21 protein-coding genes are annotated in these 23168 nt (G+C 72.7%); 8 read left to right on the forward strand and 13 right to left on the reverse strand.

Going from position 1 to position 23168, the window contains the following annotated elements; genetic code table 11:
* Nucleotides 1–342 (reverse strand): YbaB/EbfC family nucleoid-associated protein, encoded by a 342-nt coding sequence (locus AB0H82_RS02425; RefSeq protein WP_079087076.1) that lies wholly within the window; start codon nucleotides 340–342, stop codon nucleotides 1–3.
* Between the two features lie 241 nt (nucleotides 343–583).
* On the opposite strand from AB0H82_RS02425, the gene AB0H82_RS02430 reads away from it, so the two are divergent.
* Complete coding sequence (locus AB0H82_RS02430) at nucleotides 584–1372, forward strand: SLATT domain-containing protein (RefSeq protein ID WP_362987917.1); 789 nt, start codon at nucleotides 584–586, stop codon at nucleotides 1370–1372.
* Nucleotides 1373–1413: 41 nt separating this feature from the next.
* Here the strand turns inward: AB0H82_RS02430 and AB0H82_RS02435 are convergent, their stop codons facing one another.
* The 6 genes from AB0H82_RS02435 to AB0H82_RS02460 all read right to left on the reverse strand — a co-directional run bounded on the left by AB0H82_RS02435 (nucleotide 1414) and on the right by AB0H82_RS02460 (nucleotide 8636).
* The gene (locus AB0H82_RS02435) at nucleotides 1414–2076 is read right to left on the reverse strand and encodes a dihydrofolate reductase family protein (RefSeq protein WP_362987919.1); all 663 of its coding nucleotides are present in this window, start codon (nucleotides 2074–2076) and stop codon (nucleotides 1414–1416) included.
* 61 nt (nucleotides 2077–2137) lie between these two features.
* On the reverse strand, nucleotides 2138–2788 hold the full coding sequence (locus tag AB0H82_RS02440) for a hypothetical protein (protein ID WP_362987921.1): 651 nt from the start codon (nucleotides 2786–2788) through the stop codon (nucleotides 2138–2140).
* A gap of 199 nt (nucleotides 2789–2987) precedes the next feature.
* Complete coding sequence (locus tag AB0H82_RS02445; RefSeq protein WP_362987923.1) at nucleotides 2988–5396, reverse strand: dolichyl-phosphate beta-glucosyltransferase; 2409 nt, start codon at nucleotides 5394–5396, stop codon at nucleotides 2988–2990.
* Entirely contained in the window at nucleotides 5393–6088 is a 696-nt protein-coding gene (locus AB0H82_RS02450) for a GntR family transcriptional regulator (protein WP_362987925.1), read from the reverse strand. Before AB0H82_RS02450 ends, AB0H82_RS02445 begins: the two co-directional genes overlap by 4 nt.
* 137 nt (nucleotides 6089–6225) lie before the next feature.
* On the reverse strand, nucleotides 6226–7581 hold the full coding sequence (locus tag AB0H82_RS02455; protein WP_362987927.1) for an aspartate aminotransferase family protein: 1356 nt from the start codon (nucleotides 7579–7581) through the stop codon (nucleotides 6226–6228).
* A 560-nt stretch (nucleotides 7582–8141) separates the two neighbouring features.
* On the reverse strand, nucleotides 8142–8636 hold the full coding sequence (locus tag AB0H82_RS02460) for a hypothetical protein (RefSeq protein WP_362987929.1): 495 nt from the start codon (nucleotides 8634–8636) through the stop codon (nucleotides 8142–8144).
* A gap of 107 nt (nucleotides 8637–8743) precedes the next feature.
* On the opposite strand from AB0H82_RS02460, the gene AB0H82_RS02465 reads away from it, so the two are divergent.
* Both AB0H82_RS02465 and AB0H82_RS02470 read left to right on the forward strand, forming a co-directional pair.
* Nucleotides 8744–9451, forward strand: coding sequence for a response regulator transcription factor (locus tag AB0H82_RS02465; protein WP_362987931.1), 708 nt, complete (start codon nucleotides 8744–8746; stop codon nucleotides 9449–9451).
* Nucleotides 9452–9454: 3 nt separating this feature from the next.
* Nucleotides 9455–10822, forward strand: coding sequence for a HAMP domain-containing sensor histidine kinase (locus AB0H82_RS02470; protein ID WP_362987933.1), 1368 nt, complete (start codon nucleotides 9455–9457; stop codon nucleotides 10820–10822).
* On the opposite strand, the gene AB0H82_RS02475 is transcribed toward AB0H82_RS02470, so the two are convergent.
* Both AB0H82_RS02475 and AB0H82_RS02480 read right to left on the reverse strand, forming a co-directional pair.
* A complete protein-coding gene (locus AB0H82_RS02475; RefSeq protein WP_362987935.1) occupies nucleotides 10737–11567 on the reverse strand; it encodes a VTC domain-containing protein in 831 nt (276 codons plus the stop codon). The genes AB0H82_RS02470 and AB0H82_RS02475 overlap by 86 nt on opposite strands.
* Nucleotides 11564–12211 (reverse strand): DUF4956 domain-containing protein, encoded by a 648-nt coding sequence (locus tag AB0H82_RS02480; RefSeq protein WP_362987937.1) that lies wholly within the window; start codon nucleotides 12209–12211, stop codon nucleotides 11564–11566. Before AB0H82_RS02480 ends, AB0H82_RS02475 begins: the two co-directional genes overlap by 4 nt.
* A gap of 163 nt (nucleotides 12212–12374) precedes the next feature.
* On the opposite strand from AB0H82_RS02480, the gene AB0H82_RS02485 reads away from it, so the two are divergent.
* The 4 genes from AB0H82_RS02485 to AB0H82_RS02500 all read left to right on the forward strand — a co-directional run bounded on the left by AB0H82_RS02485 (nucleotide 12375) and on the right by AB0H82_RS02500 (nucleotide 17461).
* Nucleotides 12375–12980 carry a DJ-1/PfpI family protein gene (locus AB0H82_RS02485; protein ID WP_362987939.1) on the forward strand — a complete coding sequence of 202 codons (606 nt, stop codon included), beginning with the start codon at nucleotides 12375–12377 and terminating at the stop codon, nucleotides 12978–12980.
* A 14-nt stretch (nucleotides 12981–12994) separates the two neighbouring features.
* Nucleotides 12995–13501, forward strand: coding sequence for a MarR family transcriptional regulator (locus AB0H82_RS02490; RefSeq protein ID WP_362987941.1), 507 nt, complete (start codon nucleotides 12995–12997; stop codon nucleotides 13499–13501).
* A 79-nt stretch (nucleotides 13502–13580) separates the two neighbouring features.
* Complete coding sequence (locus AB0H82_RS02495) at nucleotides 13581–15797, forward strand: serine/threonine-protein kinase (protein ID WP_362987943.1); 2217 nt, start codon at nucleotides 13581–13583, stop codon at nucleotides 15795–15797.
* A gap of 113 nt (nucleotides 15798–15910) precedes the next feature.
* The gene (locus tag AB0H82_RS02500) at nucleotides 15911–17461 is read left to right on the forward strand and encodes a substrate-binding domain-containing protein (protein WP_362987945.1); all 1551 of its coding nucleotides are present in this window, start codon (nucleotides 15911–15913) and stop codon (nucleotides 17459–17461) included.
* Nucleotides 17462–17520: 59 nt separating this feature from the next.
* On the opposite strand, the gene AB0H82_RS02505 is transcribed toward AB0H82_RS02500, so the two are convergent.
* Nucleotides 17521–18804, reverse strand: a complete 1284-nt coding sequence (locus tag AB0H82_RS02505; protein WP_362987947.1) for an adenylosuccinate synthase — start codon at nucleotides 18802–18804, stop codon at nucleotides 17521–17523.
* Between the two features lie 176 nt (nucleotides 18805–18980).
* On the opposite strand from AB0H82_RS02505, the gene AB0H82_RS02510 reads away from it, so the two are divergent.
* Nucleotides 18981–19850 carry a diacylglycerol kinase family protein gene (locus AB0H82_RS02510; protein ID WP_362987949.1) on the forward strand — a complete coding sequence of 290 codons (870 nt, stop codon included), beginning with the start codon at nucleotides 18981–18983 and terminating at the stop codon, nucleotides 19848–19850.
* A 10-nt stretch (nucleotides 19851–19860) separates the two neighbouring features.
* On the opposite strand, the gene AB0H82_RS02515 is transcribed toward AB0H82_RS02510, so the two are convergent.
* From AB0H82_RS02515 to AB0H82_RS02525, 3 genes are read right to left on the reverse strand one after another with little or no spacing between them, the layout of a single operon-like run.
* Nucleotides 19861–21087 carry a cytochrome P450 gene (locus AB0H82_RS02515; RefSeq protein WP_362987951.1) on the reverse strand — a complete coding sequence of 409 codons (1227 nt, stop codon included), beginning with the start codon at nucleotides 21085–21087 and terminating at the stop codon, nucleotides 19861–19863.
* A gap of 33 nt (nucleotides 21088–21120) precedes the next feature.
* A complete protein-coding gene (locus AB0H82_RS02520) occupies nucleotides 21121–21798 on the reverse strand; it encodes a response regulator transcription factor (RefSeq protein ID WP_362987953.1) in 678 nt (225 codons plus the stop codon).
* The gene (locus tag AB0H82_RS02525; protein ID WP_362988301.1) at nucleotides 21795–23069 is read right to left on the reverse strand and encodes a histidine kinase; all 1275 of its coding nucleotides are present in this window, start codon (nucleotides 23067–23069) and stop codon (nucleotides 21795–21797) included. Before AB0H82_RS02525 ends, AB0H82_RS02520 begins: the two co-directional genes overlap by 4 nt.
* Nucleotides 23070–23168 lie beyond the last annotated feature (99 nt).

Below are 23168 nucleotides of genomic sequence, written 5' to 3' on the forward strand. Positions count from 1 at the left end.
TTAGAAGGGAAGGCCCGGGATGCCGCCGCCGCCCAGGCCCTGGGCCAGCGGGCCGAGCTTCTGCTGCTGCAGCGCCTGCGCGTTCTCGTTGGCCGCCTGGACCGCCGCGACGACCAGGTCCGCCAGCGTCTCCGTGTCCTCGGGGTCGACCGCCTTCGGGTCGATCACCAGGCCGCGCAGCTCGCCGGAGCCGGTCACCGTCGCCTTGACGAGGCCGCCGCCCGCCTGGCCGTCCACCTCCGTGCGTGCCAGTTCCTCCTGCGCCGCCGCGAGGTCCTGCTGCATCTTCTGGGCCTGCTGGAGCAGCTGCTGCATGTTGGGCTGGCCACCACCGGGGATCACGATCAGCTCCGTTTCGTACGGGTCCGTTTATGCGGGTCCATCTGGCGGGGTTGCCGCCAAGACCGAGCCTACGTGGTCGGCGAGCGCGTCGCCCCAGCACTCTTTCGAGTGAGATCAACCGTCTTCCTATACCTGATCAAGCAGCTCTTCCGGGCGGAAAAGCCGTGAATCCGGGCTCATGGCCACCCATTGGGCGGTAGGAATTGGTGTCGATACGCGCGATCTCGTAGAGGAGTGCCGGGTGAGCCAGCCGGAGATGCAGCCCGAGGGGATGCCTCCCGAGGGGGTGCCCTCTCAGGGGGTGCCCCCCGAGGGGCAGGGTTCGGGGGTGGGCGCCGGTGCGGGACCGGGTGCGCGGTTCGGGGATCTGGCCGGGCGGGCCTTTCCCCTCGGCGACTGGGGCGAGCCCGCCGCGCGGCTCGACGAGCTGTACCGCTGGGTGGAGCGCGGTGCCCTCGACACCGCCGAGTGGTATCTCGTCGACCGCGGCCGGAAGCGGCGCGCGGCCCGGCTGCTGCGGGCGGGCGCCGCGCTGGGCGCCATGGGCGCCGGCGTACTGCCGCTGCTCGATCTGGCCGTGGTGGCCGGACCCGGGGCCTCCTGGGGGTTCGTGTCGCTGCTCGCCGGCGTGGCGTGCGTGGGGTGCGACCGGTTCTTCGGGCTCACGTCGGGGTGGATGCGGGACGTGGCGACCGCGCAGGCCGTGCAGCGGCGGCTGCAGGTGCTGCAGTTCGACTGGGCGTCGGAGAGCGTGCGGGAAGTCCTCGGGCCCACCGAGGGCACCGCCGGGGAGGCGGCCGAGCGGTGCCTCGGGGTGCTGCGCAGGTTTTCCGACGACGTGACGGAGCTGGTGCGGGCGGAGACCTCGGACTGGATGATGGAGTTCCGGGCCGGGCCCGTGCCGCTGGCCATGCAGGCGATGAGCCCGGGCGGCCCGCAGCGGGAGGCGCCGGCCTCCCCCGGGCGGTTCCCTCTGCCGCCCGGAGCCCGGCCGAACATGCCCCGGCAGCGGCCGCCCGAGCCCCGCTGACCCCACGGACCCCACTGACCTCTACGCCAGTACGTCGTACGTCACCTGCGCCAGAACACGTGGTGCGTCACTCCGCTCGGGCTCGGCACCACATCCAGGTGGTAGCGGTCGAGCAGTTCGTCGGGGGATTCCCAGAGCCGCACCCCGGAGCCCAGCTTCACCGGTGAGACCACCACGTGCAGCGTGTCGACGAGGCCCGCCGCCAGGAACTGCCGGATGACGGTGGCACCGCCGCCGAGCCGCACGTCCTTGCCCTGGGCCGCCTCGCGGGCTTGTGCGAGGACCGTGGCCGGGTCGCCGCCGACGAAGTGGAACGTGGTGTCGGAGAGCGTGAACGAAGGGCGCTCGTGGTGCGTCATCACGAACACGGGCGTGTGGAACGGGGGCTCCTCGCCCCACCAGCCCCGCCACTCGTGGTCCTGCCAGGGCCCGCGCTGCGGCGCGAACTTGTTGCGGCCCATGATCTCCGCGCCGATGTTGTGGTGGAAGTCCCGGACGAAGTAGTCGTCCAGGCCCCGGCTCCCGCCCGGATCGGTACGGTTCGGCCAGCTCGCCGTCGCACCCGCCCACGCCATCAGCTCCCCGGGATTCGCGTGACCGAAGGGACGCTCCAGGCTCTGGCCCTCACCGGCGCCGAACCCGTCCTGCGACACGACGAAGTTCTGCACCTTCAGTAGCTGGCTCGGCTGGCTTGGCTGACTCACGTGGCTCCTCCTGAATAGTCGTGTACGACAGTCAGACCGGGCGGGACACGAAAACTCATCGCTAGCTGTAGATGATCATCGAGCCCTGCGCCAGGCTGCGGGTCGCCGCCGCGTGCAGGCCAAGCCAGACGTGGCGTTCCCTCGCGAAGGGGCTCGCGTCCGGCGGGGGCGGGGCCGCCGGCTCCTCCAGGGAGGTGGGGGCGGCGGGCGGGGCCGGGGGCAGGGGTGGGTTGGCGGGGTCTATGCCGATCGAGGGGGCCACGTACTCCAGTTCGCGCAGGAGCGCCTGGGAGGAGCCGAGGGGGCCGCCGCCCGCGAGCAGTTCGTCGTTGGAGAGCGGGGCCGGGAAGTCCACGGGGACGTACGCGCCCGCGTGGTCGTAGTGCCAGACGAGGTGGGACTGCTGGGCCGTGGCGTCGAACATCTCCAGGAGCTGTTCGTAGTCGCCGCCGAGCGCGTCCACCGGCGTGACCTCCAGGCCGCAGATCTGGAGGAGGTACGCGCGGCGCAGGAAATGCAGTGCGTCGTAGTCGAAGCCCGCGACCGGGGCGACGTCGCCGGACAGGCCCGGCATGTAGGCGAAGACGGGGACGGGCGGGAGCCCCGCCTCGTTCAGCGCCTTGTCGTAGACGGCGAGCTCTTCCGCGAAGGGGTTGTCGGCGCTGTGGCACAGCACGTCGACGAGCGGGACCAGCCACAGGTCGCAGGCCAAGAAGGACTCCTCGGGTCAGGTCGGGCGACGGACGGTACGAGTGAGCGTTCGTTGCGGAGGTACGAGTGAGCGTTCGTTGCGGAGGTACGAGTGAGCGTTCGTTGCGGAGGTACGAGTGAGCGTTCGTTGCGGAGGTGCGGAGGTGCGGGTTGCGGAGTGGTGCTTCGCGTGCAGGCAGCGTAGTGGGGCCTCTGGTCCTCTAGCTGCCCTGGCGCAGGTCCCATATCCATACGCCGCCCACCCACTTTCCGTGACGGCCGATGAGCGCGTCCACGGTCCTGCGCAGTTCCGTGTCGTTCTCTTGCGGCGCCAGGACCACGACGCCCGCGTTCCAGAAGGTGAGGTCCTTGCGGACCGCCTCGCGCCAGGCGGAGGTGATCTGGGGGACGCGGCCGGTGGAGCGGACGTGTGCCAGCAGGTTCGACGTGTTCGTGGGGGTGGGGCCGTAGATGCCGATGCGGTCGGGTCCCCAGGGGCCGTTGAAGTAGCCGCCCGGGATGCGGAAGTCCAGGTCGGCGGTGGTCTGCCAGTGCAGGCCCTCCGCGTTGCCGGGGTCGGGGACCGGCACCGGGACGAGGGTCTCGCCGTCGCCCAGGTAGGTGCGCCAGGTGCCCTGCGCGATGAACGGCGGCACGTCGGTCCGGTCCACGGCCCTGAGCGGCGCGGGCACGATCGGCAGCAGCGCGACGGCGACGGCCGCGAGACCCGCGTACCGGTGCGCGCGCCGGGGAGCGGACAGCAGGCGGGCGAGCGCCAGGGCGAGCAGCATGCCGAGCGCCGGGGCGCACACCATCGCCACGCGCGACTCGATGACGGACTCGAAGAGGGGCAGGTCGGAGAGGGCCGCCCACGGTCCTGGCAGGACGGTCTCGGTCAGCGGAATGCGGAACTTCGGTCCCAGCGAGAGCAGGGCGGCTCCGACCACGGTGAACGCGAGCGCCTTGACCACCGTGCGCTCCCAGAGGCGTACGACGATCGCGAAGGCCAGGGCGGCGAGCGGCCAGCCGAAGAAGGCGTTCTCCTCGGTGGGGTTCATGGCGAGGTGGTCGGCGGTCGCGTCGCTGCCCGCGAGCGAGCGCTCGGCGAAGGAGAGGAACGCGAGGGGGCTGTTGCCCGCGTTGTCGCCGTGCAGCACGCTCTTGTAGCTCTGCGGCCCGAAGAACTGCCAGTACAGGGGGAAGGCGACCAGGGGGATCGTGACCGCGAGGGCGATCGCGAGGCCGCGCGCGAGCGGGCGCCAGACCTCCCTCGCCACGTCCCTGCGCACGGCCGCGTACGCGAGGGCGAAGAGCAGCATGCCGAGCGCGGCCAGGAGGAGCGGTTCCTCGCCGAGGAAGATCTGGTACGTCGTGAACAGGCCGAGGACGACTCCGTCGCGTACGACCCGGGTGCCCTCGCAGAGCCGCAGCGCCCTCTCGACGATCAGCGGGATCATGAACAGGACGATGAAGTTCGGGTGGGCGTTGGCGTGGCTGACCATCGGGGGCGCGAAGGCGGCGAGGAGCGCGCCGGTGGCGGCGGCGCCCCGGTGCGGGACGAGGCGTCTGCGGATCAGCCGGTACCAGGTGAGGGCGGTGGCGGCGAGGCCGCCGGTCATCGCCACGTTCAGGGCGACCGCGGGGCCGAGGAGCCAGGTCACGGGGGCGAGCGGGACGGAGAGGCCGAGCATGACCGTGTTGGCCATGAGGTTCACGCCGTCCGGGACGTTCTGGAGGGTGGTGAACAGGGGGTTGTTCAGGTGGCGGACGTTGTCCGCCGTCACCGCGAAGAACCACTCCCACTGGTTCTGGTCCTGCATGGAGTCGGGGAAATAGCGGTGGGCCGGGGACACCCAGCGGCCCGAGAAGAGGGTGAGGGACAGGGCCAGGAAGAGGAGGGGGATCAGGACGTCGGCCCGGCGGACCGCACGGGCCTTGAGGAGGGTCAGCTCGGCGAGGACCTTCACGTAGTCGAGCGGCCTGACCTTCGATCCCTCCTGGTGGGACCAGCGCACGGGCACCTCGGCGACGGGCCAGCCTGCCCGCCTGAAGTACTGCAGTATCTCGACGTCGATGCCCCAGCCGTGCAGCCTGGACGCGGCGAACGCCTCGCGGGCCCGGTCGCCGTCGAAGAGCTTGAAGCCGCACTGGGTGTCGCGGATTCCGGGGACGGCGACCGTGCGTATGAGGAAGTTGCCGGTCCGGCCGAGGAGCTCGCGCAGGCGGTGCTGGTGCGCGCCGATGGTCGCGCCGGGGCGGGCGCGGGAGCCGATCGCGGCCGCGTTGCCGTCGGTCAGCGCCTTGTCGAGGTGGTCGAGCTCCTCGATGGGCGCGGCGAGGTCGGCGTCGGTGACCAGGACGCGGCGGCCGTACGAGGCGAGGACGCCGAGGCGCAGCGCGTGGCCCTTGCCGCGGTTGCGGCCGCCGCGGACGAGCTGGACGCGGGGATCGTCGGCGGCCGCCTCGGCGGCGATCTCCGCGGTGCGGTCGGTCGAGCCGTCGTCGACGACGATCAGCTCCCACGCGCCCCGGTACGTCAGGTCGAGGTGGTCGCGGAGCGCGGCCAGCGTGGGGCCCAGGCGCCGCTCCTCGTTGTACGCGGGGACGACGACTGTCAGGTCCACGCTCATGCAGCGGCCAGCCGCTCGATGAGGGACAGGGAGTGCGCGTTGTACTCCACGACGATCGCGTGGGCGGCCGCCGGGTCGCGGCGCACCAGCGCGTCGACGAGTTCGGTGTGCCGGGACCAGAGCAGGCCGCGCAGGTCACCGCCGTTGATGTCGCTCCAGCGCCGCAGGTGGGTGACGGCGCAGACCCAGGACTTCACGCGCAGGCGGTGCAGGAATTCGGAGAGGTAGGGGTTGCCGAAGAGGGTGCTGAGCTCGCGCCAGAAGCGCAGGTCGTAGCCGATCAGGACGGTCAGGTCGCCGGCGCAGGCCGCGCGGGCCGCCTCCTCGCCGCGGCGGCGCACGGAGAGGAGGGCGTCGCCGACGTCCCGGCGGGCGCCGTGCGCCGTGAGGTCGCGGAAGATGCCGTCGGCGACGAGGCCGCGGGCCTCCAGCATGGAGCGGTAGTCGTCCAGGGTGTGCTCGTGGACGCGGAAGCCGCGGTGCTGGTCGGCGTCGAGGAGGCCCTGCGCGGTGAGGTTGACCAGGGCTTCGCGGACGGGGGTCGCGGAGACGCCGTACTGCTCGGCGATCTCCTTGACCGTGAACTCCTGGCCCGGCTCCAGCCTGCCGGCCAGGACCTCGTCGCGGAGGGCGTCGGCGATCTGCTGGCGCAGAGTGCTGCGGATGACGGCGGGGCCGTCGGTGCCGGGCATCTGTTTCCCCCGCGGAGGTCGTGTACGTGGTCGCGTGTGTGTTCCCTTACGAGCACGCCAGACTACGCGGTCGGGGTTTCGGGGCGAGGGCCCGAAGGTGGCCCCCGCCCGGCACCGTCACCCCAGGTGAGACGGGGCTACACGGTGTGTTCGTCGGCCACCGAGAGCGCCGCGTCCAGGGCGGCCAGGCCCTCCTTCGCCTCCGCCTCCGTGAGGGTGCAGGGCGGCACGACGTGGGTGCGGTTCATGTTGATGAAGGGCCACAGGCCGTGCTTCTTGGCGGCGGCCCCGAACGCGGCCATGGGGGCGTTCGCCTCGCCGGTGGCGTTGTAGGGCACGAGCGGCTCGCGGGTCTCCCTGTTCTTCACCAGCTCCAGGGCCCAGAACATGCCGACGCCGCGCACCTCGCCGACCGACGGGTGGCGCTCGGCGAGCGCGCGCAGGCCCGGCTCGATGACCTGCGCGCCGAGGTTCGCCGCGTGCTCCACTACACCCTCCTCCGCCATGACGTTGATCGTGGCGACGGCGGCGGCGCAGGCCAGGGGGTGCCCGGAGTAGGTGAGGCCGCCCGGGTAGGGCCGCCTGGCGAAGGTCTCGGCGACCTTCCCGGAGATGGCGACGCCGCCGAGCGGCACGTATCCGGAGTTCACGCCCTTGGCGAAGGTCATCAGGTCCGGCGTGACGTCGTAGAGGTCGGCGGCGAACCACTCGCCGGTGCGGCCGAAGCCCGCCATGACCTCGTCGAGGATGAAGACGATGCCGTGCTTGTCGCAGAGCGCGCGCACGCCCGCGAGGTAGCCGGGCGGCGGGAGCATGATGCCGGCGGTGCCGGGGACGGTTTCGAGGATGATCGCGGCGACGGTCTGCGCCCCCTCGAAGACGATGGTGTCCTCCAGGTGCTGGAGGGCGCGCTCGCACTCCTGCGCTTCCGTCTCCGCGTAGAAGCGGGAGCGGTAGAGGAACGGCGCCCAGAAGTGGACGACGCCCGCCGTGCCGGTGTCGGAGGCCCAGCGGCGCGGGTCGCCGGTGAGGTTGATGGCCTGCTGGGTGCCGCCGTGGTACGAGCGGTACGCGGCGAGCACCTTCGGGCGGCCCGTGTGCAGGCGGGCCATGCGGGTGGCGTGCTCGACGGCGTCGGCGCCGCCGTTCGTGAAGAAGATCTTGTCCAGGTCGCCGGGGGTCCGCTCGGCGATGAGGCGTGCGGCCTCGGAGCGGGCCTCCACGGCGAAGGCGGGCGCGAAGGTCGTCATCGTCGCCGCCTGCTCCTGTATCGCGGCGACGACCTTCGGGTGCTGGTACCCGATGTTGGTGAAGACGAGACCGCTGGTGAAGTCGAGGTAGCGGTTGCCGTCGTAGTCCCAGAAGTACGAGCCTTCGGCGCCGGCGATCGCCGGCGGGTCGATGAGCTCCTGTGCGGACCAGGAGTGGAAGACGTGTGCGCGGTCCGCGGCCTTCACGGCGGCGCCGACCTGGGGATTCGGCTGAGGGGTCATGGGGCCGAGGGTAAATGTCCACGGAGTGGACGGGACATGGGCGTCCTGTCGGGCGTGGGGGGTGGAACCCGACAGAGTGTCGGGTGGCGGGGCTTTTCGTCCCCCTGTGGGTGCTCTTCTTCTCGGGTGCGGGTTGGTGGGGGCTGGTCGCGCAGTTCCCCGCGCCCCTGGGTGACCCCGGGCGGCCGCCCCCCGCTTTGCTTGGTCACCCGGGCTTGCCCTGGCGGGCGGGGGCTTTATTCGGCTTACCGCCGGTGGGGGCTGAGCGCGCAGTTCCCCGCGCCCCTTAGGGAGCCGGGGCTCTGCCGCCCGCTCTTCCTGGGCACCCGGGGGCTTGCCCTGCCGGGCGGGGGTTTTGATTCGGCTTGCGGCCGGTGGGGGTTGAGCGCGCAGTTCCCCGCGCCCCTGGGTGGGGCGGGGTGGCCGTCGCCCGCTGCGGCCAGGGCACCCGGGGCTGCTCTGCCGAGCGTGGGGCGGTTGCGCGGGTTGCCCAGGGGCGCGGGGAACTGCGCGATCAGCCACAGCGGAGCGGCAGGCGGAGTGCGGGCGCGGGTGGGCTTTCAGTCTTCTTCGTCCGTGTCGGGGACGACCTTCGCCCGTGGGCCCGTCGCCGTGCAGCGGAGCTCGTAGGGGAGGTCCTCCTGTGCGTCGTCGTCGGCCGGTTCGGCCTCCAGGCGTACGACTGGGGCGGGGCCCCGCTCGACGTCGTCATCTATGTGGAAGCCGTCGGCGGGGCTCCAGGAGACGAGCCGGACGGTGCCGTCGGGGCGGCACTCCACCGTGGCCGAACCGCCGGTGAACCGGACCGTCGACCTCTCCGCGGAGGGGGAGGACGAGTGGGACGGCGGAGCGGGGGGCGGGGTCTTCCGGCGTGCCGGAGGAGAGTGCGCGGCCCCGGCCAGCGCCCTCCGTACCGCCGCCTCGTCCAGCGGACGACTGTGCGCCGCGTCGCCCCCACCGTCCGCGCTCGCCAGCTGCCACGCACCCAGCGCCCCCGCCGCCGTCCCCACGGCCACCCACGCCGCCGTGACGACGGCGTTCCGCCACTTCCTCATCCCGCCACTGTGCCGCATCGTTTCCTAACGTCCGGTTAAGGCCCCGACAAGTGCCCCGACAAGGACCCTGCCCGAGCCCGGGGCCCGCCCCTCACTACGGTGGTTGTATGGCGCATCTTCTTGTCGTCGAGGACGACCCCCAGCTCCGCGGCGCGCTCGTGCGGGCCCTGCGCGACAAGGGCCACGCGGTGGCGACCGCGCCCAGCGGCATGGCGGGACTGGACGCGGCCGTGACCAGCGGGCCCGACCTGGTCGTCCTCGATCTGGGGCTGCCCGATGTCGACGGGGCGCAGGTCCTTCGCATGCTGCGTGCCGTCAGCGACGTCCCCGTCATCGTGGCGACGGCCCGTGACGACGAGCCCGAGATGGTCACGGTTCTCGAAGCCGGCGCTGACGACTACATCGTGAAACCCTTCGGCGCCGCCCAGTTGGACGCCCGCATCAAGGCGGTGCTGCGCCGCCTCGGGGTGGCGGAGACGGAGGAACCCCTCCGCGTGGGCGCCCTCTCCGTCGATCCGACGGCCCGCGAGGTCACCCTCGACGGCACGGCCCTCGACCTCACCCCGCGCGAGTTCGACCTGCTCGCCTATCTGGCCCGCAGGCCCGGCCAGGTCGTCTCGCGCCGCGAACTCCTCGCCGAGGTCTGGCAGCAGCCCCTGGGCGGCGCCGACAAGACGGTCGACGTCCATCTGTCCTGGCTGCGCCGGAAGTTGGGGGAGACCGCGCAGCGGCCCCGCTATCTGCACACGGTCCGCACGGTCGGTGTGAAGCTCGCGGCCCCGGAGGGCGACGTCATCCCCACGGACACGGACTGATCCATGCGCCGCAGCCTTCTCCTCCTCACCGCGGCCACCACCGCCCTGGTCCTCACCGCCCTCCTCGTCCCCCTCACCCTCCTGACCCGCAGCCACGCCGCCGACCGCGCCACCGCCGAGGCCACCGCCCGCGCCCAGTGGGTGGCCCACGCCCTCGGTCCCACCCTGGCGACCGCCGACGAGCGCGAGACCGCCGAGCAGACGGTGGAGAGCGTCAATGGCCGGGGGCTGCCCGCCACTTCGCTCATCCTCGCGGACGGGGCGGTCATCGGGCCGCGCGCGAACAGCGGCTCCCCGATCACTGATCCCGTCCGCCTCGCCCGCACAGGACGTGCCTTCACCTACGAGACGGACTCCGGCAGCCGCCTCGTCCTGGTGCCCGTCCAGGGCGCCAAGGGCGGTACGGCCGTCGTCCAAGTCACGCTCACCAGACAGCAGTTGTACGCCGGGACGCTCACCTCCTGGCTCGTGCTCGCCGGTATCGGCGTGGGGCTCGTACTCCTCGGGCTGCTCCTCGCCGACCGTCTCGGCGCCCGTCTCGTCGGCGCCACCCGACGGCTCGCCCGCACCGCGGACCGCCTCGCGGCCGGTGACCTCACGGCGCGGGCCACCCCCGAGGGCCCGCCCGAACTCCGCCTGGTGGCGGGCGAACTGAACCGGCTCGCCGCCCGCATCGACGAACTCCTCACCGCCGAACGGGAGAACGCCGCCGACCTCGCCCACCGTCTGCGCACCCCGGTGGCCGCCCTGCGCCTGGACGCGGAGACCCTCCGCGACCCGGACGAGGCCCACCGCATCGCGGCGGACGTCGCCGCGCTGGAGCGGAGCGTCGACGACGTCATCCGCAGGGCGAGGCGGCCGCTGCGCGAGGCGCCGCGCGCGGATCTGGCGGCGGTGGCCCGGGAGCGCGCCGCGTTCTGGGCGCCCCTCGCGGAGGACCAGGGGCGGCGGACGGAGACGGTCACTCCCGGCGGGGACACGCCCCTGCCGGTCCCCGTCACCGTCCCCGCCGACGAGCTCGCCGCCGCCCTGGACGCCCTGATCGGCAACGTCCTGGACCACACACCGCAGGGCACCGCCTACCGCGTGACGGTCCGCGTCCTGCCCGGCGGCGAGGCGGAGCTCACCGTCGCCGACGAGGGCCCGGGCTTCCCCGACGCGACCGCGCCCGACCGCGGCACGAGCGGCGCGGGCTCCACGGGCCTCGGCCTGGACATCGCGCGCCGCACGGCCGAGGAGGCGAACGGCCGCTTCGGGACGGTGAGCACGGCCGGCGGCGCCGAGGTCACCCTGACGTTCCCGCGCCCGCTCCCCGAGGGGCCGCCACCGCCCGCGGGAACGCCGTCCGCACCGCCCGCGCCCACCGGTTGACGCCCAGCTCGGGCCGGACCGCGGCATACCCCCCGCAGTACTTGGTGAAGTCCGCGGCCCGCACCCCGAACCGGTGCAGCACCCGGTCGGCGTCCGTCAGATGCCCCTTGGTCTTGGTCTCCACCAGCACGAGACCGCTGTCGGCGGCCGCGCTGCGCCCCGTCGCCGTGTCCCGCACGACGAGCCCCGCGTCGCACGTGATGCGCTGCCCGTCGGCGACGAAGGTCGCGCGCTGGTAGTCGGTGACGAGCGAGGGGGTGAGCCCGCCCGGCGCCTCGATGCCGTACGACCCGCGCAGCACTCCGGCGAGGAATCCGAGCCGGACCCCGTCCAGGGCGTGGTCGCCGCTCTCCAGGCGCTGCCGGTGCTTGACGGTCTCGCCCCGCCCGCTCTTCAGCTTGATCTCGAACTGCCGCTCGCCGCTGTCCTGGTAGACGCGCTCCCGGATGCGGTAGCGGAGCCGCCGGCCCTGCCGGTGGTCGTGGAAGGTGAGCAGCTCGGGGGTGTCGTAGTACGTCGAGTGGTAGCGGAACCAGCGCTTTCCGCCGATGCTGAGCGCCCGGAAGGGGCCGCTTCGCCGGCGGGGGTCGGTCAGCAGGGACGCGAGATCCTCGAAGATCTCGACGGGCACGAGGTAGCTGTTGTCGTAGCGGGCGAGGAGCTCCGCCCTGGCGTTCACCTCGTCGAGCGAGATGGGGTGCGCGGCGAGCGCGGCGCGGCCGATGGCGCGTACGGCGGGGTTCACACGGTCTCCTTCTGGTGGCCGGGGGTGATCGTGCGGGACCGGGTCGTGCGTCGTCGTACGGTCAACTCCCCACGCCGCCCGGAAGGTTCCGGCTGACGGAATCGGACTTCCAGCACCATGAGGTCGCGTACGTAATCCACCTCCTGGACCGTCCATCCCAGCGGCCGCCCGAGGCGCCGTTCCAGCTCGGCCCTGAGCGGGCCCTCCTCGCGGTAGACGGCGTCCAGCGTGACGATGGCGCGCCGGTCACCCGCGAAGAGGCGGGGGTGGTCGGCGCCGTACATCACCACCAGCAGGACCCCGGCGAGCAGCGCCGCCACCGGCAGGCTGAGCGCGGGCAGGCCGCAGAGCAGGCCGAGCACCAGGGTGATGAAGTAGTACGCCACCTCCTGGTGCTGCAGGGCGTCGGAGCGCAGCCGCACGATCGAGAGCACCCCGAAGAGGCCGAAGCCGAGGGCGAGCCCGCCGTCGCCGCCGACGGTGCCGAGCCCGGCGACCACCGCGAACAGCGCGACGTTCAGGGCCAGGTACGCGGGGACGAGCTCACGCCTGTGGTGCCGCGGATAGAAGACCCCGAAGGTCAGCAGGGCGACGGCGGCCAGGTCGAGGCCCAGGTGGGCGCTGAGGGTCAGTGTGCTGTCCATGACGAGGACGCTAGGGAGGGGCGGGTTAAGGGCGCCCCTTGTGGACGTTAAGGAAGGCCGGGCCCGTAATCGATTGACAGCACGCTGCCTTTTCGACAGCATGCTGTCATACCTCATCGAGAGCATGCGGTCATACCTCGCGATACGGCAACTGGAGGCCCTCATGTCCCGCAAGCCCGTACACCTGGCCGTCTACGACACCTTCGCCGACTGGGAGACCGGCCACGCCACGGCCTGGCTCGCCCGCTTCGGCCACGAGATCCGCACGGTCGCCCCGACGACCGCCCCGGTCACCTCCCTCGGCGGCCTGCGCGTCCAGCCCGACCTGGCGCTCGGCGAGCTGCGCACCGAGGGCGGCCCGGACAGCTCGCTGCTGATCCTGCCGGGCGCCGACCTGTGGGACACGAGCGACGACCTCGCGCCGTTCGCGCGCACGGCCCGCGCGTTCCTGGCCGCGGGCGTGCCGGTCGGCGCGATCTGCGGGGCCACGGCGGGCCTCGCCCGCGAGGGTCTCCTCGACGACCGCGCGCACACCAGCGGGGCGGCGACATACCTGGCCGCCACCGGCTATCAGGGCGCCGAGCGGTACGTCGAGACGGACGCGGTCACCGACGGCGACCTGATCACGGCGGGGCCGACCGAACCGGTCGCGTTCGCCCGGGAGATCTTCGGGCGGCTCGGCGACGTGTTCGAGGGCGAGAAGCTCGACGCGTGGTACCGCCTCTTCCACGACTCGGACCCGGCCGCGTACGAGACGCTCAACTCGTGAGCGGGGAAAGGCAGATGGCACGCGCACACCAGGACCTGCTCAGCCGCACCGCGCTGACCGTCTTCCGGCTCAACGGCCAACTCCTCGCCGTCTCCGACGAGCTGGCCGGGCCCGCGGGCCTGACCGCCGCCCACTGGCAGGTCCTCGGCGCCGTCCTGCACGAACCGCTGCCCGTCTCCGGCATCGCCCGTGCGATGGGCATCACGCGGCAGAGCGTGCAGCGCGTGGCGGACCTCCTGGTCCGCAAGGGCCTCGCCGAGTACGCCCCGAACCCGGCCCACCGCCGCGCCAAGCTGCTGCGCCCCACGGAGGCCGGGCTTGCCGCCGTCGCGAAGATCGACCCGGGCCACGCGGAGCTGGCGGAGCGCCTCGCGGCGGCGCTCGGAACGGACGGATTCACCGAGTCGGTACGGGTGTTGGAGCGGTTGTCCGCCGCGCTGGACACGGTCTGCGCCGGCGGTGCGGGACCCCTTGTCCCACCCCATACGGAACCCATTACGGAACCCGTTACGGAACCGTAGAGGCAAGCCCACCCCACCCTGTCCCACGGCCGCACTATCCTCACTCTGTTGCACACCAATGGGGGAGGTCGGTGCGGCGATGGAGAAGCTCGTACCCGGGGATCCGCAGCGGATCGGTGCGTACCGTCTGCTGGCGCGGCTCGGCGCCGGCGGGATGGGGCAGGTGTACCTCGCGCGGTCCGAGCGCGGCCGTACGGTCGCGGTGAAGCTGGTCCGCCAGGAACTCGCGGAACAGGACGAGTTCAGGAACAGGTTCCGGCAGGAGGTGCGGGCCGCGCGGCAGGTCGGCGGCGCGTGGACGGCGCCGGTCCTCGACGCGGACACCGAGGCGGCCATCCCGTGGGTCGCCACGGGGTACGTCGCAGGGCCCTCGCTGCAGAGCGTCGTCTCGCACGACCACGGCCCGCTGCCCGAGCGGTCCGTGAGCATCCTCGCGGCCGGGCTCGCGGGCGCCCTCAAGGACATCCACGCGGCGGGCATCGTCCACCGCGACCTCAAGCCGTCGAACGTCCTGGTCACCATCGACGGCCCGCGCGTCATCGACTTCGGCATCGCCCGCGCGCTGGAGACCGTCACCGACGGCGGCCTCACGCGCACCGGCGCGCTGGTCGGCTCGCCCGGCTTCATGGCACCGGAGCAGGTGCGCGGCGATCGCATCACCCCGGCGTGCGACGTGTTCTGCCTCGGCTCGGTCCTCGCGTACGCGGCGTCGGGGGCGCTGCCCTTCGGCACGGCCAACAGCGGCGTGCACGCGCTGATGTTCCGCATCGCGCAGGAGGAACCGGATCTGGAAGGGCTCCCCGAGAGCCTCTCCGAGCTCATCGCCGCATGCCTCAGGAAGGACCCGGCGGCCCGGCCCTCCCTCGACGAGATCCTGGACCGCACGGGCGCGGCGGCCGCCCTCGGCGACGGCCGCACCATCGACCCGTGGCTGCCGGCCGCACTGGTCGCCCAGCTCGGCAGGCACGCCGTGCAGCTGCTGGACGCGGAGGATCCGGAGAGCCCTGAGAGCCCGGAGGAGCCGCGACAGCCGTCCCCGGGCGCGGCGTGCGCGTCGCCCGGGGGCTCGGGGGCGGCGAAGGTGTCTGGCGCGGGGGCGGGGGTGGCCGGTGCGGCCGGTGCCGGTGCGGCCGGTGCGGGGCCGGGGGCGGGCGGCGCAGGCTTGGCGGCGGCCGGTGCGGGACCGGGTACGCCCGGGACAGGCCCCGGGGCGGCCGGCGCAGGGTCGGGAGCCGCCGGGGCAGGACCAGGTGCGGTCGGCCCAGGGTCGGCGGCGGCCGGCATGGGACCGGGTACACCCGGTGCAGGATTGGGAGCGGCCGGCGCAGGAGCGGGTACGCCCGGGACAGGACCCGGGGCGGCCGGTGCAGGATCGGGTACGCCTGGGACACACTCCGGGGCGGCCGGCACAGGGTCAGGAGCCGGCGGCGCAGGGTCGGGAGCCGTCGGCGCGGGCTCGGGAGCCGTCGGGGCAGGTGGTGAGGGGGGTGGTGACGCCACTCCCCCGCCTCCCGGCACGCCCCGTGCCGCGCCCCTCGATCACCTGCCCACCATGGTGTCCGGTCAGACCCCGCCTCCCACGCCGCCACCCGGCGCCCCCGTGTACGGCTACCCCCACCAGCCGTCCCACCCCCAGTCCACCCCGTACGGCTACCCCCAGCAGCCGCCTCCGGGATACGGACCCACACCCCCGTACGGCCCCACCCCGCTGCCCGAGCCCCCGCGCCGCAGCGCCCGGTCGACCGTGGCGCTGGTCGCCGTGGCGCTGATAGTGGCCATCGGGGCGGGCGGCACGGTCTACGCCGTCATGAACGGCGACGGTACCGAGGACAAGCGCGGCGGCGGCAAGAACAGTGCGAGCAGCTCTCCGGAGACGCCGGGGCCCACCGCGCCGACGCCCGGACCGAGCACGCCGGGCCCCACGACCCCTGGCCCGGACGAGGGCACCATCCCCGACAAGTACCTGGGCAGCTGGAGCGGCGGGCTCACCACCGGCACCGGGCGCAGCACCCGCGAACTCACCCTCCAGCAGGGCGAAGTGGGCGACACGGTGCTCTCGGTGACGGCGGACGGGCCGACCCAGGACGGCGGCACGTACCACTGTGTCTTCCAGGGGAAGCTGGAGTCCGCGTCCGGCGACCGCCTGCGCATCGGTCCGACCGTGGTCACCGTCGGCGAACCCATGTCGTCCTGCACGCCGGGCGAGCCGAGCGTCATCACGATCCTCGGCAACGGCAAGCTGCGGCGCGCGAACACGGACGGCAGCGGTGAGTTGACGTACGACAGGGGCAACTAGGGCCTGTCCGGCGGCGTACGGCGGGTCCGGTTCGCTGAATCCGTGGCGAACAGCGGGCGACAGGACGGGGAAGCCGCCGCCGGGCGGCTCCGCGCCGCCTACTGTCACCGCCCATGGACTGGTTGAGCGCCGAGAACACCATCGCCGTGGTCACGGCCGCCCTCGGCCTGGTCGCCACCGTCGGCGCGCTCTGGTACGAGCGCCGGGTGCCGCGCCGCAAACGCATCGGCTACCGCGTGCAGCTGGACACGGCCATAGGCGACAACATCCGTACGGGCGGCGCCAACACGCGGCTCGGGCTGTTCGACGAGACGCCCGAGATGTCCGACGCCACGCTCGTCCTGCTGCGCGTCGAGAACGACGGTTCACAGGCCGTGACCGACGCCGACTACAGCGGCCGCGCGCTGCACGGACTCACCGCCGTCTTCACCGGCCGCACCGTCCGCGGCCTCGCCGTCACCGCGCCGTCCGGCGACGACCACCTGATGGAGCACTTCACGCCGGGCGCGGGCCTGCGGTACGAGGGCAGCACGCTGCACATCCCGCGCGTCCCGCTCAACAGGGGCCAGCACTACAAGCTCCTGGTGCTGCTCACCGGCGGCCCGGTCGGCGGCGAGGTCACCCTCTCCGGCGGCATCCAGGCCGGCGAGGTGCGGCCCAACCGCTCCACCACCCTCGACGGCAAACCGCCGCTGCTGTCCCGGCCCGCCCAGCTCCTGACCGTGCTGCTCACCCTGTCCGTGATCACGCTGGCCTCGATCATCGTGCTGCGGGACACCGACCCGCCGCCGATCGAGTGCGCGACGGGAGAGCTGACGGTGCTCGGCTCGACGGCGTTCGCGCCGGTCGCCGAGGAGCTCGCCGACAAGTACGAGGAGGACTGTCCGGGCTCCGACATCACGGTCAGCGCGCACGGCAGCGCGGCGGGCGTGCGGGAACTGGAGGACCAGGGAAGGAAGTTCGGGCGGGCGAAGGGAGACGGGGCGCCGCCGCTGCTCGCCTTCTCCGACGGGCCCAAGTCCGACGGCTTCCCGCGACTCGCCGGGACGCGCGTGGCGGTCTCCGTCTTCGCCCTCGTCCTCAACGACCGCGTGCCGCTCCAGAACCTGACCCTGCCGCAGGTGCGCCGCCTCTACCGCGGCGACGTACGCAACTGGCGGGAGCTCGGCGGCCCCGACCTGCCGGTGGTCCTGGTCAGCCGGGGATCGAGCTCCGGCACCCGCGACACGCTCCAACGCCGCGTCCTCGGCGGCAGCTTCGAGATCAAGGCGTCGTCCAACGACTGCATGAGCAAGGACGACCGATCCGTCCCCGTCACCCGCTGCGAACTCGACTCGACCGACCAGGTCCTCGACGCCGTCGGCCGCATCCCCGGCGCCATCGGCTACAGCGAACTCCGCGCCGCCTCCGGCCTGAAAGGCCTGCACCGCCTCGACCTGGAGGGCCACGCCCCCTCGACCGACCAGCTCCTGAAGACCGGCTACCCCTACCGCGAGATCGAGTACGCCTACACCTACGGCCTCCCACCCGCCGACTCCCTCGCCGCCGGTTTCCTCGCCTACGCGCGAGGCACGGGCCTCGACGTCATCCGCACCCACGGCCACCTGCCGTGCGCGACCCCGGAGGGCCTGCGCGTCTGCGGCGACGACTCAGGGCCCGGCTGACACGAAGGGGTGGGCCGCACCGAAGTGCGACCCACCCCTTCGCGTGGCTAGTGGGCGGCTCAGACGAACGAGTTGATCTCGATCGTCTCCGTGCGGCCCGGGCCCACGCCGATCGCGGAGATCGGCGCGCCGGACATCTCCTCCAGGGCCTTCACGTAACCCTGCGCGTTCTTCGGCAGGTCGGAGAAGGTCTGGGCCTTGGTGATGTCCTCGGACCAGCCCGGCAGCATTTCGTAGATCGGCTTCGCGTGGTGGAAGTCGGTCTGCGAGTAGGGGAGTTCCTCGACGCGCTTGCCGTCGATCTCGTACGCCACGCAGACCGGGATCTGCTCCCAGCCGGTGAGGACGTCGAGCTTGGTGAGGAAGAAGTCCGTCAGGCCGTTCACGCGGGTCGCGTAGCGGGCGATCGGGGCGTCGAACCAGCCGCAGCGGCGGTCACGGCCGGTGGTCACACCGCGCTCGCCGCCGATGGTGCGCAGCGCCTCGCCGTCCGCGTCGAACAGCTCCGTCGGGAACGGGCCCGCTCCGACGCGGGTCGTGTACGCCTTCAGGATGCCGATGACGCGGCTGATCTTCGTCGGGCCGACGCCGGTGCCGGTGCAGGCGCCGCCGGCGGTCGGGTTGGACGAGGTGACGAAGGGGTACGTGCCGTGATCCACGTCCAGGAGCGTGCCCTGGCCGCCCTCGAACAGGACGACCTTGTCGTCGTCGAGCGCGTTGTTCAGGATCAGCGTGGTATCGGCGACGTACTGCTTGATGTTCTCGCCGTGCTCCAGGAGCTGCTCGACGATCTGCTCCGCCTCGATCGCGCGGCGGTTGAACACCTTGGTCAGGAGCTGGTTCTTCTGCTCCAGGGCCGCCTCGACCTTCTGCTGCAGAATCGACTCGTCATAGAGGTCCTGCACGCGGATGCCGGTGCGGTTGATCTTGTCGGCGTAGGTCGGGCCGATGCCGCGGCCCGTCGTGCCGATCTTGCGCTTGCCGAGGAAGCGCTCGCCCACCTTGTCGACCGTCACGTTGTACGGCGTGATGATGTGGGCGTTTCCGCTGATCAGGAGCTTCGACGTGTCGACGCCGCGCTCGTTCAGACCGCTCAGCTCGGAGAGCAGGACCGACGGGTCGACGACGACTCCATTGCCGATGACAGGCACACAGTCCGGGGAGAGAATCCCGGAAGGGAGGAGGTGCAGCGCGTACTTCTGGTCGCCTACGACAACCGTGTGGCCGGCGTTGTTGCCGCCCTGGTAGCGCACTACATAGTCCACCGAGCCACCGAGCAGGTCAGTGGCCTTTCCCTTGCCTTCGTCACCCCACTGAGCACCGAGCAGCACAAGTGCGGGCACAGGCGTACACCCCTTCCGGGCGGGGCATGTCCAAGGTCAGGGGCCGTAGCCGCCGTATGGGTGTGCCTTGGATGCTGCCCCGGAATAGACGAAGCCCCTGGCGCAATAGCGCAAGGGGCTCTTGCACAAAGATGCTACCCGAGGTCTCAAAGAACGGCTAAAAGAAAGGGCGCACGTTGTCGGCTCGCGACCAGCTCCTAGTCGTCATCGACCCGGTCGCCCGGCGCACGGACGGTGAGTCGGTACGGATCGCGAAGGACGTGCTCAGTGCGGGTGCGGCGGTCCGTCTCTGTCTGCCCGACGGCCCCGAGGACTTCGCGAAAGCCCTGGCCAGACGGGGTGCCCGGCGCCTCGTGGTGATCGGGGACGACCGTGCGCTGCTGCGGGCGGTGGGGGTGCTCCACCGGGAGCGGGACCTCGCCGGGTGCGTGCTTTCCGTCGTGCCGGTGGGGGCCTCGCAGACGCTCGCGCGCGGCCTCGGAGTGCCGGTCGGGGCGGTCGCCGCGGCGCGGGCCGTGCTGGAGGGGGCCGAGCGGCGGCTCGACCTGCTCGTGGACGACAGCGACGGGGTCGTTCTGGGCGATCTGCGCATTCCGCCCGTGGGGGCGTCGGCCGTCGGCCCCCGGGATTCCGCCGTCGGCGCCTCCGTCCGCGTGCCGGCCGGAGGCTTCGCCGACGGGCATGCCTGGCTGCGGACCTGCCAGTCCTTCGTACGGACCCTCGCCGCGCGCCCCTCGCGGCCCGCTGCGGCCGACGGGCGCTCCCCGGCGCGGCTGCGGATCGAGGCGGACGGGGTGATGCTGGTCGACCTGGACCAGCCGGTGGCGGGCGTGCACGTCTCGGCGGGGCACGGTGGGTTCGCCCAGGTGGAGGTCCGGCCGACCTCGGTGGGCGCGGCGGCGGCGCCGCTGCGGGTGCGGGCGCGCACGGTCACGGTGTCGGGCGCGGACTTCCGCTACCGGGCGGACGCGGTGGTGGCGGGCCCAGTGCGGACGCGGACCTGGACGGTCCATCCGAAGGCGTGGCGGCTGACGCTGCCGCGGTGAGCCATCGGGCTCACACCTCGACCAGGAGCTCCTTGAACCCCCGGATCACGAAGTTCGGCCTGCGTTCGGGCTCCGCGGCGAGGCGCAGCCCCGGGGCCCGCCGCAGCAGCGCGCCGAGGGAGGCCGTCAGCTCCATGCGGGCCAGGGGCGCGCCGATGCAGTAGTGGATGCCCGCGCTGAAGGAGATGTGGGGGTTGTCGCGGCGCGTGAGGTCGAGGGCGGCGGGGGCGTCGAAGACCGCCGGGTCGTGGTTGGCGGAGCCGAAGAGGAGAGCCAGTTCCGAGCCGCGCGGGATCGTCACCCCGTCGATCTCGATGTCGTCGAGGACCCAGCGTTCGAAGAGCTGGAGCGGGGTGTCGTGGCGCAGGAGTTCCTCGACGGCCGTGGGGATCAGTCCGGCCGGGTTCGCGCGCAGGGCCGCCAGCTGGGCGGGGTGGCGGAACAGCGCGTGCCAGCCGTTGACCGTGGCGTTCACCGTCGCCTCGTGGCCCGCGTTCAGGAGCAGTACGCAGGTCGAGATCATCTCCTGTTCGGTGAGCGAGTCACCTTCGTCGTGGGCCGCGATCAGCGCGGAGAGCAGGTCGTCGCCGGGCTTGCGGCGGCGGTCGGCGATCAGCTCCGTGAGGTACGCGGTGAATTCGAGGGACGCGCGCACGGCCCGCGCCGCCGTCTCCTCGGACGGGTTCAGCTCGTACATGCCGCAGATCGCCGCCGACCAGGGCCGGAGGAGCGGACGGTCGCTCTCCGGGATGCCCAGCATCTGGGCGATGACCGCCACGGGCAGCGGCTCGGCCACGCGGGCCGCCAGGTCCCCGCCGCCGTCCGCCGCCAGGTCGCACGCCAGCTGGTCCGCCAACTCGTGGACGTACGGCCGGAGTTGCTCGACGGTGCGGGGTGTGAACGCCTTGGAGACCAGGCGGCGGATGCGGGTGTGGGCGGGCGCCTCCAGGTCGAGCATGCCGTTGTCGTTGAGGACGTGGAACGGCTCGTGCTCCGGGGGCGGCGCCTCGCGGCCGAACTCCTCGTACGTGAACCGGTGCAGGTGCGTGCGGCCCAGGCGGCGGTCGCGCAGGAGGGCCGCGACGTCCGCGTGGTGCGGGACGAGCCACTGGCCGGTGGGCGCGTAGTGGTGGACCCGGCCTCTCTCGCGCAGGGTCGCGTACGCCGGGTAGGGGTCGGCCAGGAAGTGAGGTGACGAGGGGGCGAAGACCTCGGAGGCCTCGAAGGCTGCGTCCATGGAGGGACGCTAGCCCCGCGCCCCTCCGGGGCACTACCCCGGCGTGACCAGCCTCGCCTCGTACGCGAACACCGCGGCCTGCGTGCGGTCCCGCAGGCCCAGCTTCACGAGCACCCGGCTGACGTGCGTCTTGATGGTGGACTCGGCGACCACGAGGCGGGAGGCGATCTCCGCGTTCGACAGGCCCTGCGCGATGAGGACGAGCACCTCCGTCTCGCGCTCGGTGAGCTCGCCGTACTGCTGCGCCTGGACGGCCGGCGACAGCCGCGGCGCCTCGGCCAGCTTCGAGAACTCCGTGATCAGGCGGCGGGTCACGGTCGGCGCGAGCAGCGCTTCACCGGACGCCACCACGCGTACGCCGTCCGCGAGTTGGCGGGCTGACGCGTCCTTGAGGAGGAATCCGGAGGCCCCGGCGCGCAGGGCCTGGTAGACGTACTCGTCGAGGTCGAAGGTGGTCAGGACGAGCACCTTGCACCCGTCCGTACCGCCCTCGGCCGCGACGATCTCGCGGGTCGCCTCGATGCCGTTCAGCTCCGGCATGCGGATGTCCATCAGGACCACGTCGGGCGCGAGCTCGGCGACCTTGGCGACCGCCTCCCGGCCGTTCACGGCCTCGCCGACCACCTCGATGTCGGGCATGGCGTTCAGGAGGACGGAGAAGCCCTCGCGGACCATCATCTGGTCGTCGGCGATCAGGACTCTGATCGTCATGCGTCCTCTCCCGCCGGTTCGAGCCGGTCCGCGAGCGGCACGGGCAGGAACACCGTCACCTCGTAGCCGCCCTCGGCCGTCGGCTCCGCCGTCATCTCGCCGTTCAGCATCGTGACCCGCTCGCGCATCCCGGTGATGCCGTGGCCCGCCCCCGGCGACGGCTTGACCAGGCCGGTCGCCGGGCCGTTCACGACGCGCAGGCCCAGGCCGCCGAGGACGTAGCCGACCTCGACGCGGGCCGGGGCGCCCGGCGCGTGGCGCAGGCTGTTGCTGAGCGCCTCCTGCACGATGCGGTACGCCGAAAGCTCCACGCCCTGCGGCAGTTCGCGGACCGCTCCGGTGACCACCTTGTCGACGGTCAGGCCGGCGTCGCGGACGTTGTCGAGGAGCCGGTCGAGGTCGGCGAGCGTGGGCTGCGGGGCGTCCGGCGCCTCGTAGTCCTCCGCCCGTACGACACCGAGGACGCGGCGCAGCTCGGTCAGCGCCGACACCGCGTTCTCGCGGATCGTCACGAAGGCCTGCTCCAGCTCGGGCGGCGGGTTCTCCACGCGGTAGGGCGCGGCCTCCGCCTGGATGGCGACCACCGACATGTGGTGCGCGACCACGTCGTGCAGCTCGCGGGCGATGGTGGTGCGCTCCTCCAGGAGGGTCCGCTTGTCGCGCTCCATGGCGGTGACGGTGCGCTGCACGGTGACCTCGCGCTGCGCCTCGCGGCGCACGTGCACCACGGTGGTGATCAGGAGTGCCAGCGCGGAGAAGAACAGCATCTGCGGGGCGTTGGTGCCCAGGCCACCGAGGAACACCTCGGCTGCCACCGAGTACGCCCCCGTGCCGAGCCACATCCACAGGGCGGTGCGCGGCCCCGTCCTGGCCGCCACGACGACCATCACCACGATGTGCCCGAAGAACGCGGCGGGCCCCCACGGCCAGCCGTCCCAGCTGTTGCCGAGCGCACCGGTGACCGGGGTGGAGAGCAGCGAGAACCAGTAGGCGCCGACCGGCCTGGCCAGCGTCATCAGGATCGCGACCGCGGGGATGAAGCCGGTCAGGACGTACGCGAGGTCGTTCCCTACGCCGCCCGACCCGGCGGCGAGGAGCAGGGCGATCAGGGCGGCGGACACCACCAGGGCGTGCCGGCTCCAGACCGCGTAGCCGCGTATCCGCTCGGGCAGCCGGCCGCTCAGCGGCCCGTACGTGTCCCGGGGCGGCAGGGGCCGGTAGGCGAGGGCGTCGTGGAACAGCGCCTGGCGCATGCCCCCGAAGAGGTCCATCAGGAGGTGGTACTCGGGGCTGGTGCGGCCCCGGGCCTTGAGCTGCTCAGTCGTCTCGGTCACGGCTACGAAGGTACGGGGGCGCGGCCGGGCGGTCGT

Source organism: Streptomyces sp. NPDC050732 (assembly GCF_040654255.1).
GTDB lineage: Bacteria > Actinomycetota > Actinomycetes > Streptomycetales > Streptomycetaceae > Streptomyces.

Bases quoted from the DNA above. Each gene is read 5' to 3' on its own strand.
- AB0H82_RS02445 (WP_362987923.1), bottom strand. From the start codon at position 5,396: ATGAGCGTGGACCTGACAGTCGTCGTCCCCGCGTACAACGAGGAGCGG.
- AB0H82_RS02450 (WP_362987925.1), bottom strand. From the start codon at position 6,088: ATGCCCGGCACCGACGGCCCCGCCGTCATCCGCAGCACTCTGCGCCAG.
- AB0H82_RS02455 (WP_362987927.1), bottom strand. From the start codon at position 7,581: ATGACCCCTCAGCCGAATCCCCAGGTCGGCGCCGCCGTGAAGGCCGCG.
- AB0H82_RS02460 (WP_362987929.1), bottom strand. From the start codon at position 8,636: ATGAGGAAGTGGCGGAACGCCGTCGTCACGGCGGCGTGGGTGGCCGTG.
- AB0H82_RS02465 (WP_362987931.1), top strand. From the start codon at position 8,744: ATGGCGCATCTTCTTGTCGTCGAGGACGACCCCCAGCTCCGCGGCGCG.
- AB0H82_RS02470 (WP_362987933.1), top strand. From the start codon at position 9,455: ATGCGCCGCAGCCTTCTCCTCCTCACCGCGGCCACCACCGCCCTGGTC.
- AB0H82_RS02480 (WP_362987937.1), bottom strand. From the start codon at position 12,211: ATGGACAGCACACTGACCCTCAGCGCCCACCTGGGCCTCGACCTGGCC.
- AB0H82_RS02485 (WP_362987939.1), top strand. From the start codon at position 12,375: ATGTCCCGCAAGCCCGTACACCTGGCCGTCTACGACACCTTCGCCGAC.
- AB0H82_RS02490 (WP_362987941.1), top strand. From the start codon at position 12,995: ATGGCACGCGCACACCAGGACCTGCTCAGCCGCACCGCGCTGACCGTC.
- AB0H82_RS02495 (WP_362987943.1), top strand. From the start codon at position 13,581: ATGGAGAAGCTCGTACCCGGGGATCCGCAGCGGATCGGTGCGTACCGT.
- AB0H82_RS02500 (WP_362987945.1), top strand. From the start codon at position 15,911: ATGGACTGGTTGAGCGCCGAGAACACCATCGCCGTGGTCACGGCCGCC.
- AB0H82_RS02515 (WP_362987951.1), bottom strand. From the start codon at position 21,087: ATGGACGCAGCCTTCGAGGCCTCCGAGGTCTTCGCCCCCTCGTCACCT.
- AB0H82_RS02520 (WP_362987953.1), bottom strand. From the start codon at position 21,798: ATGACGATCAGAGTCCTGATCGCCGACGACCAGATGATGGTCCGCGAG.
- AB0H82_RS02525 (WP_362988301.1), bottom strand. From the start codon at position 23,069: ATGGACCTCTTCGGGGGCATGCGCCAGGCGCTGTTCCACGACGCCCTC.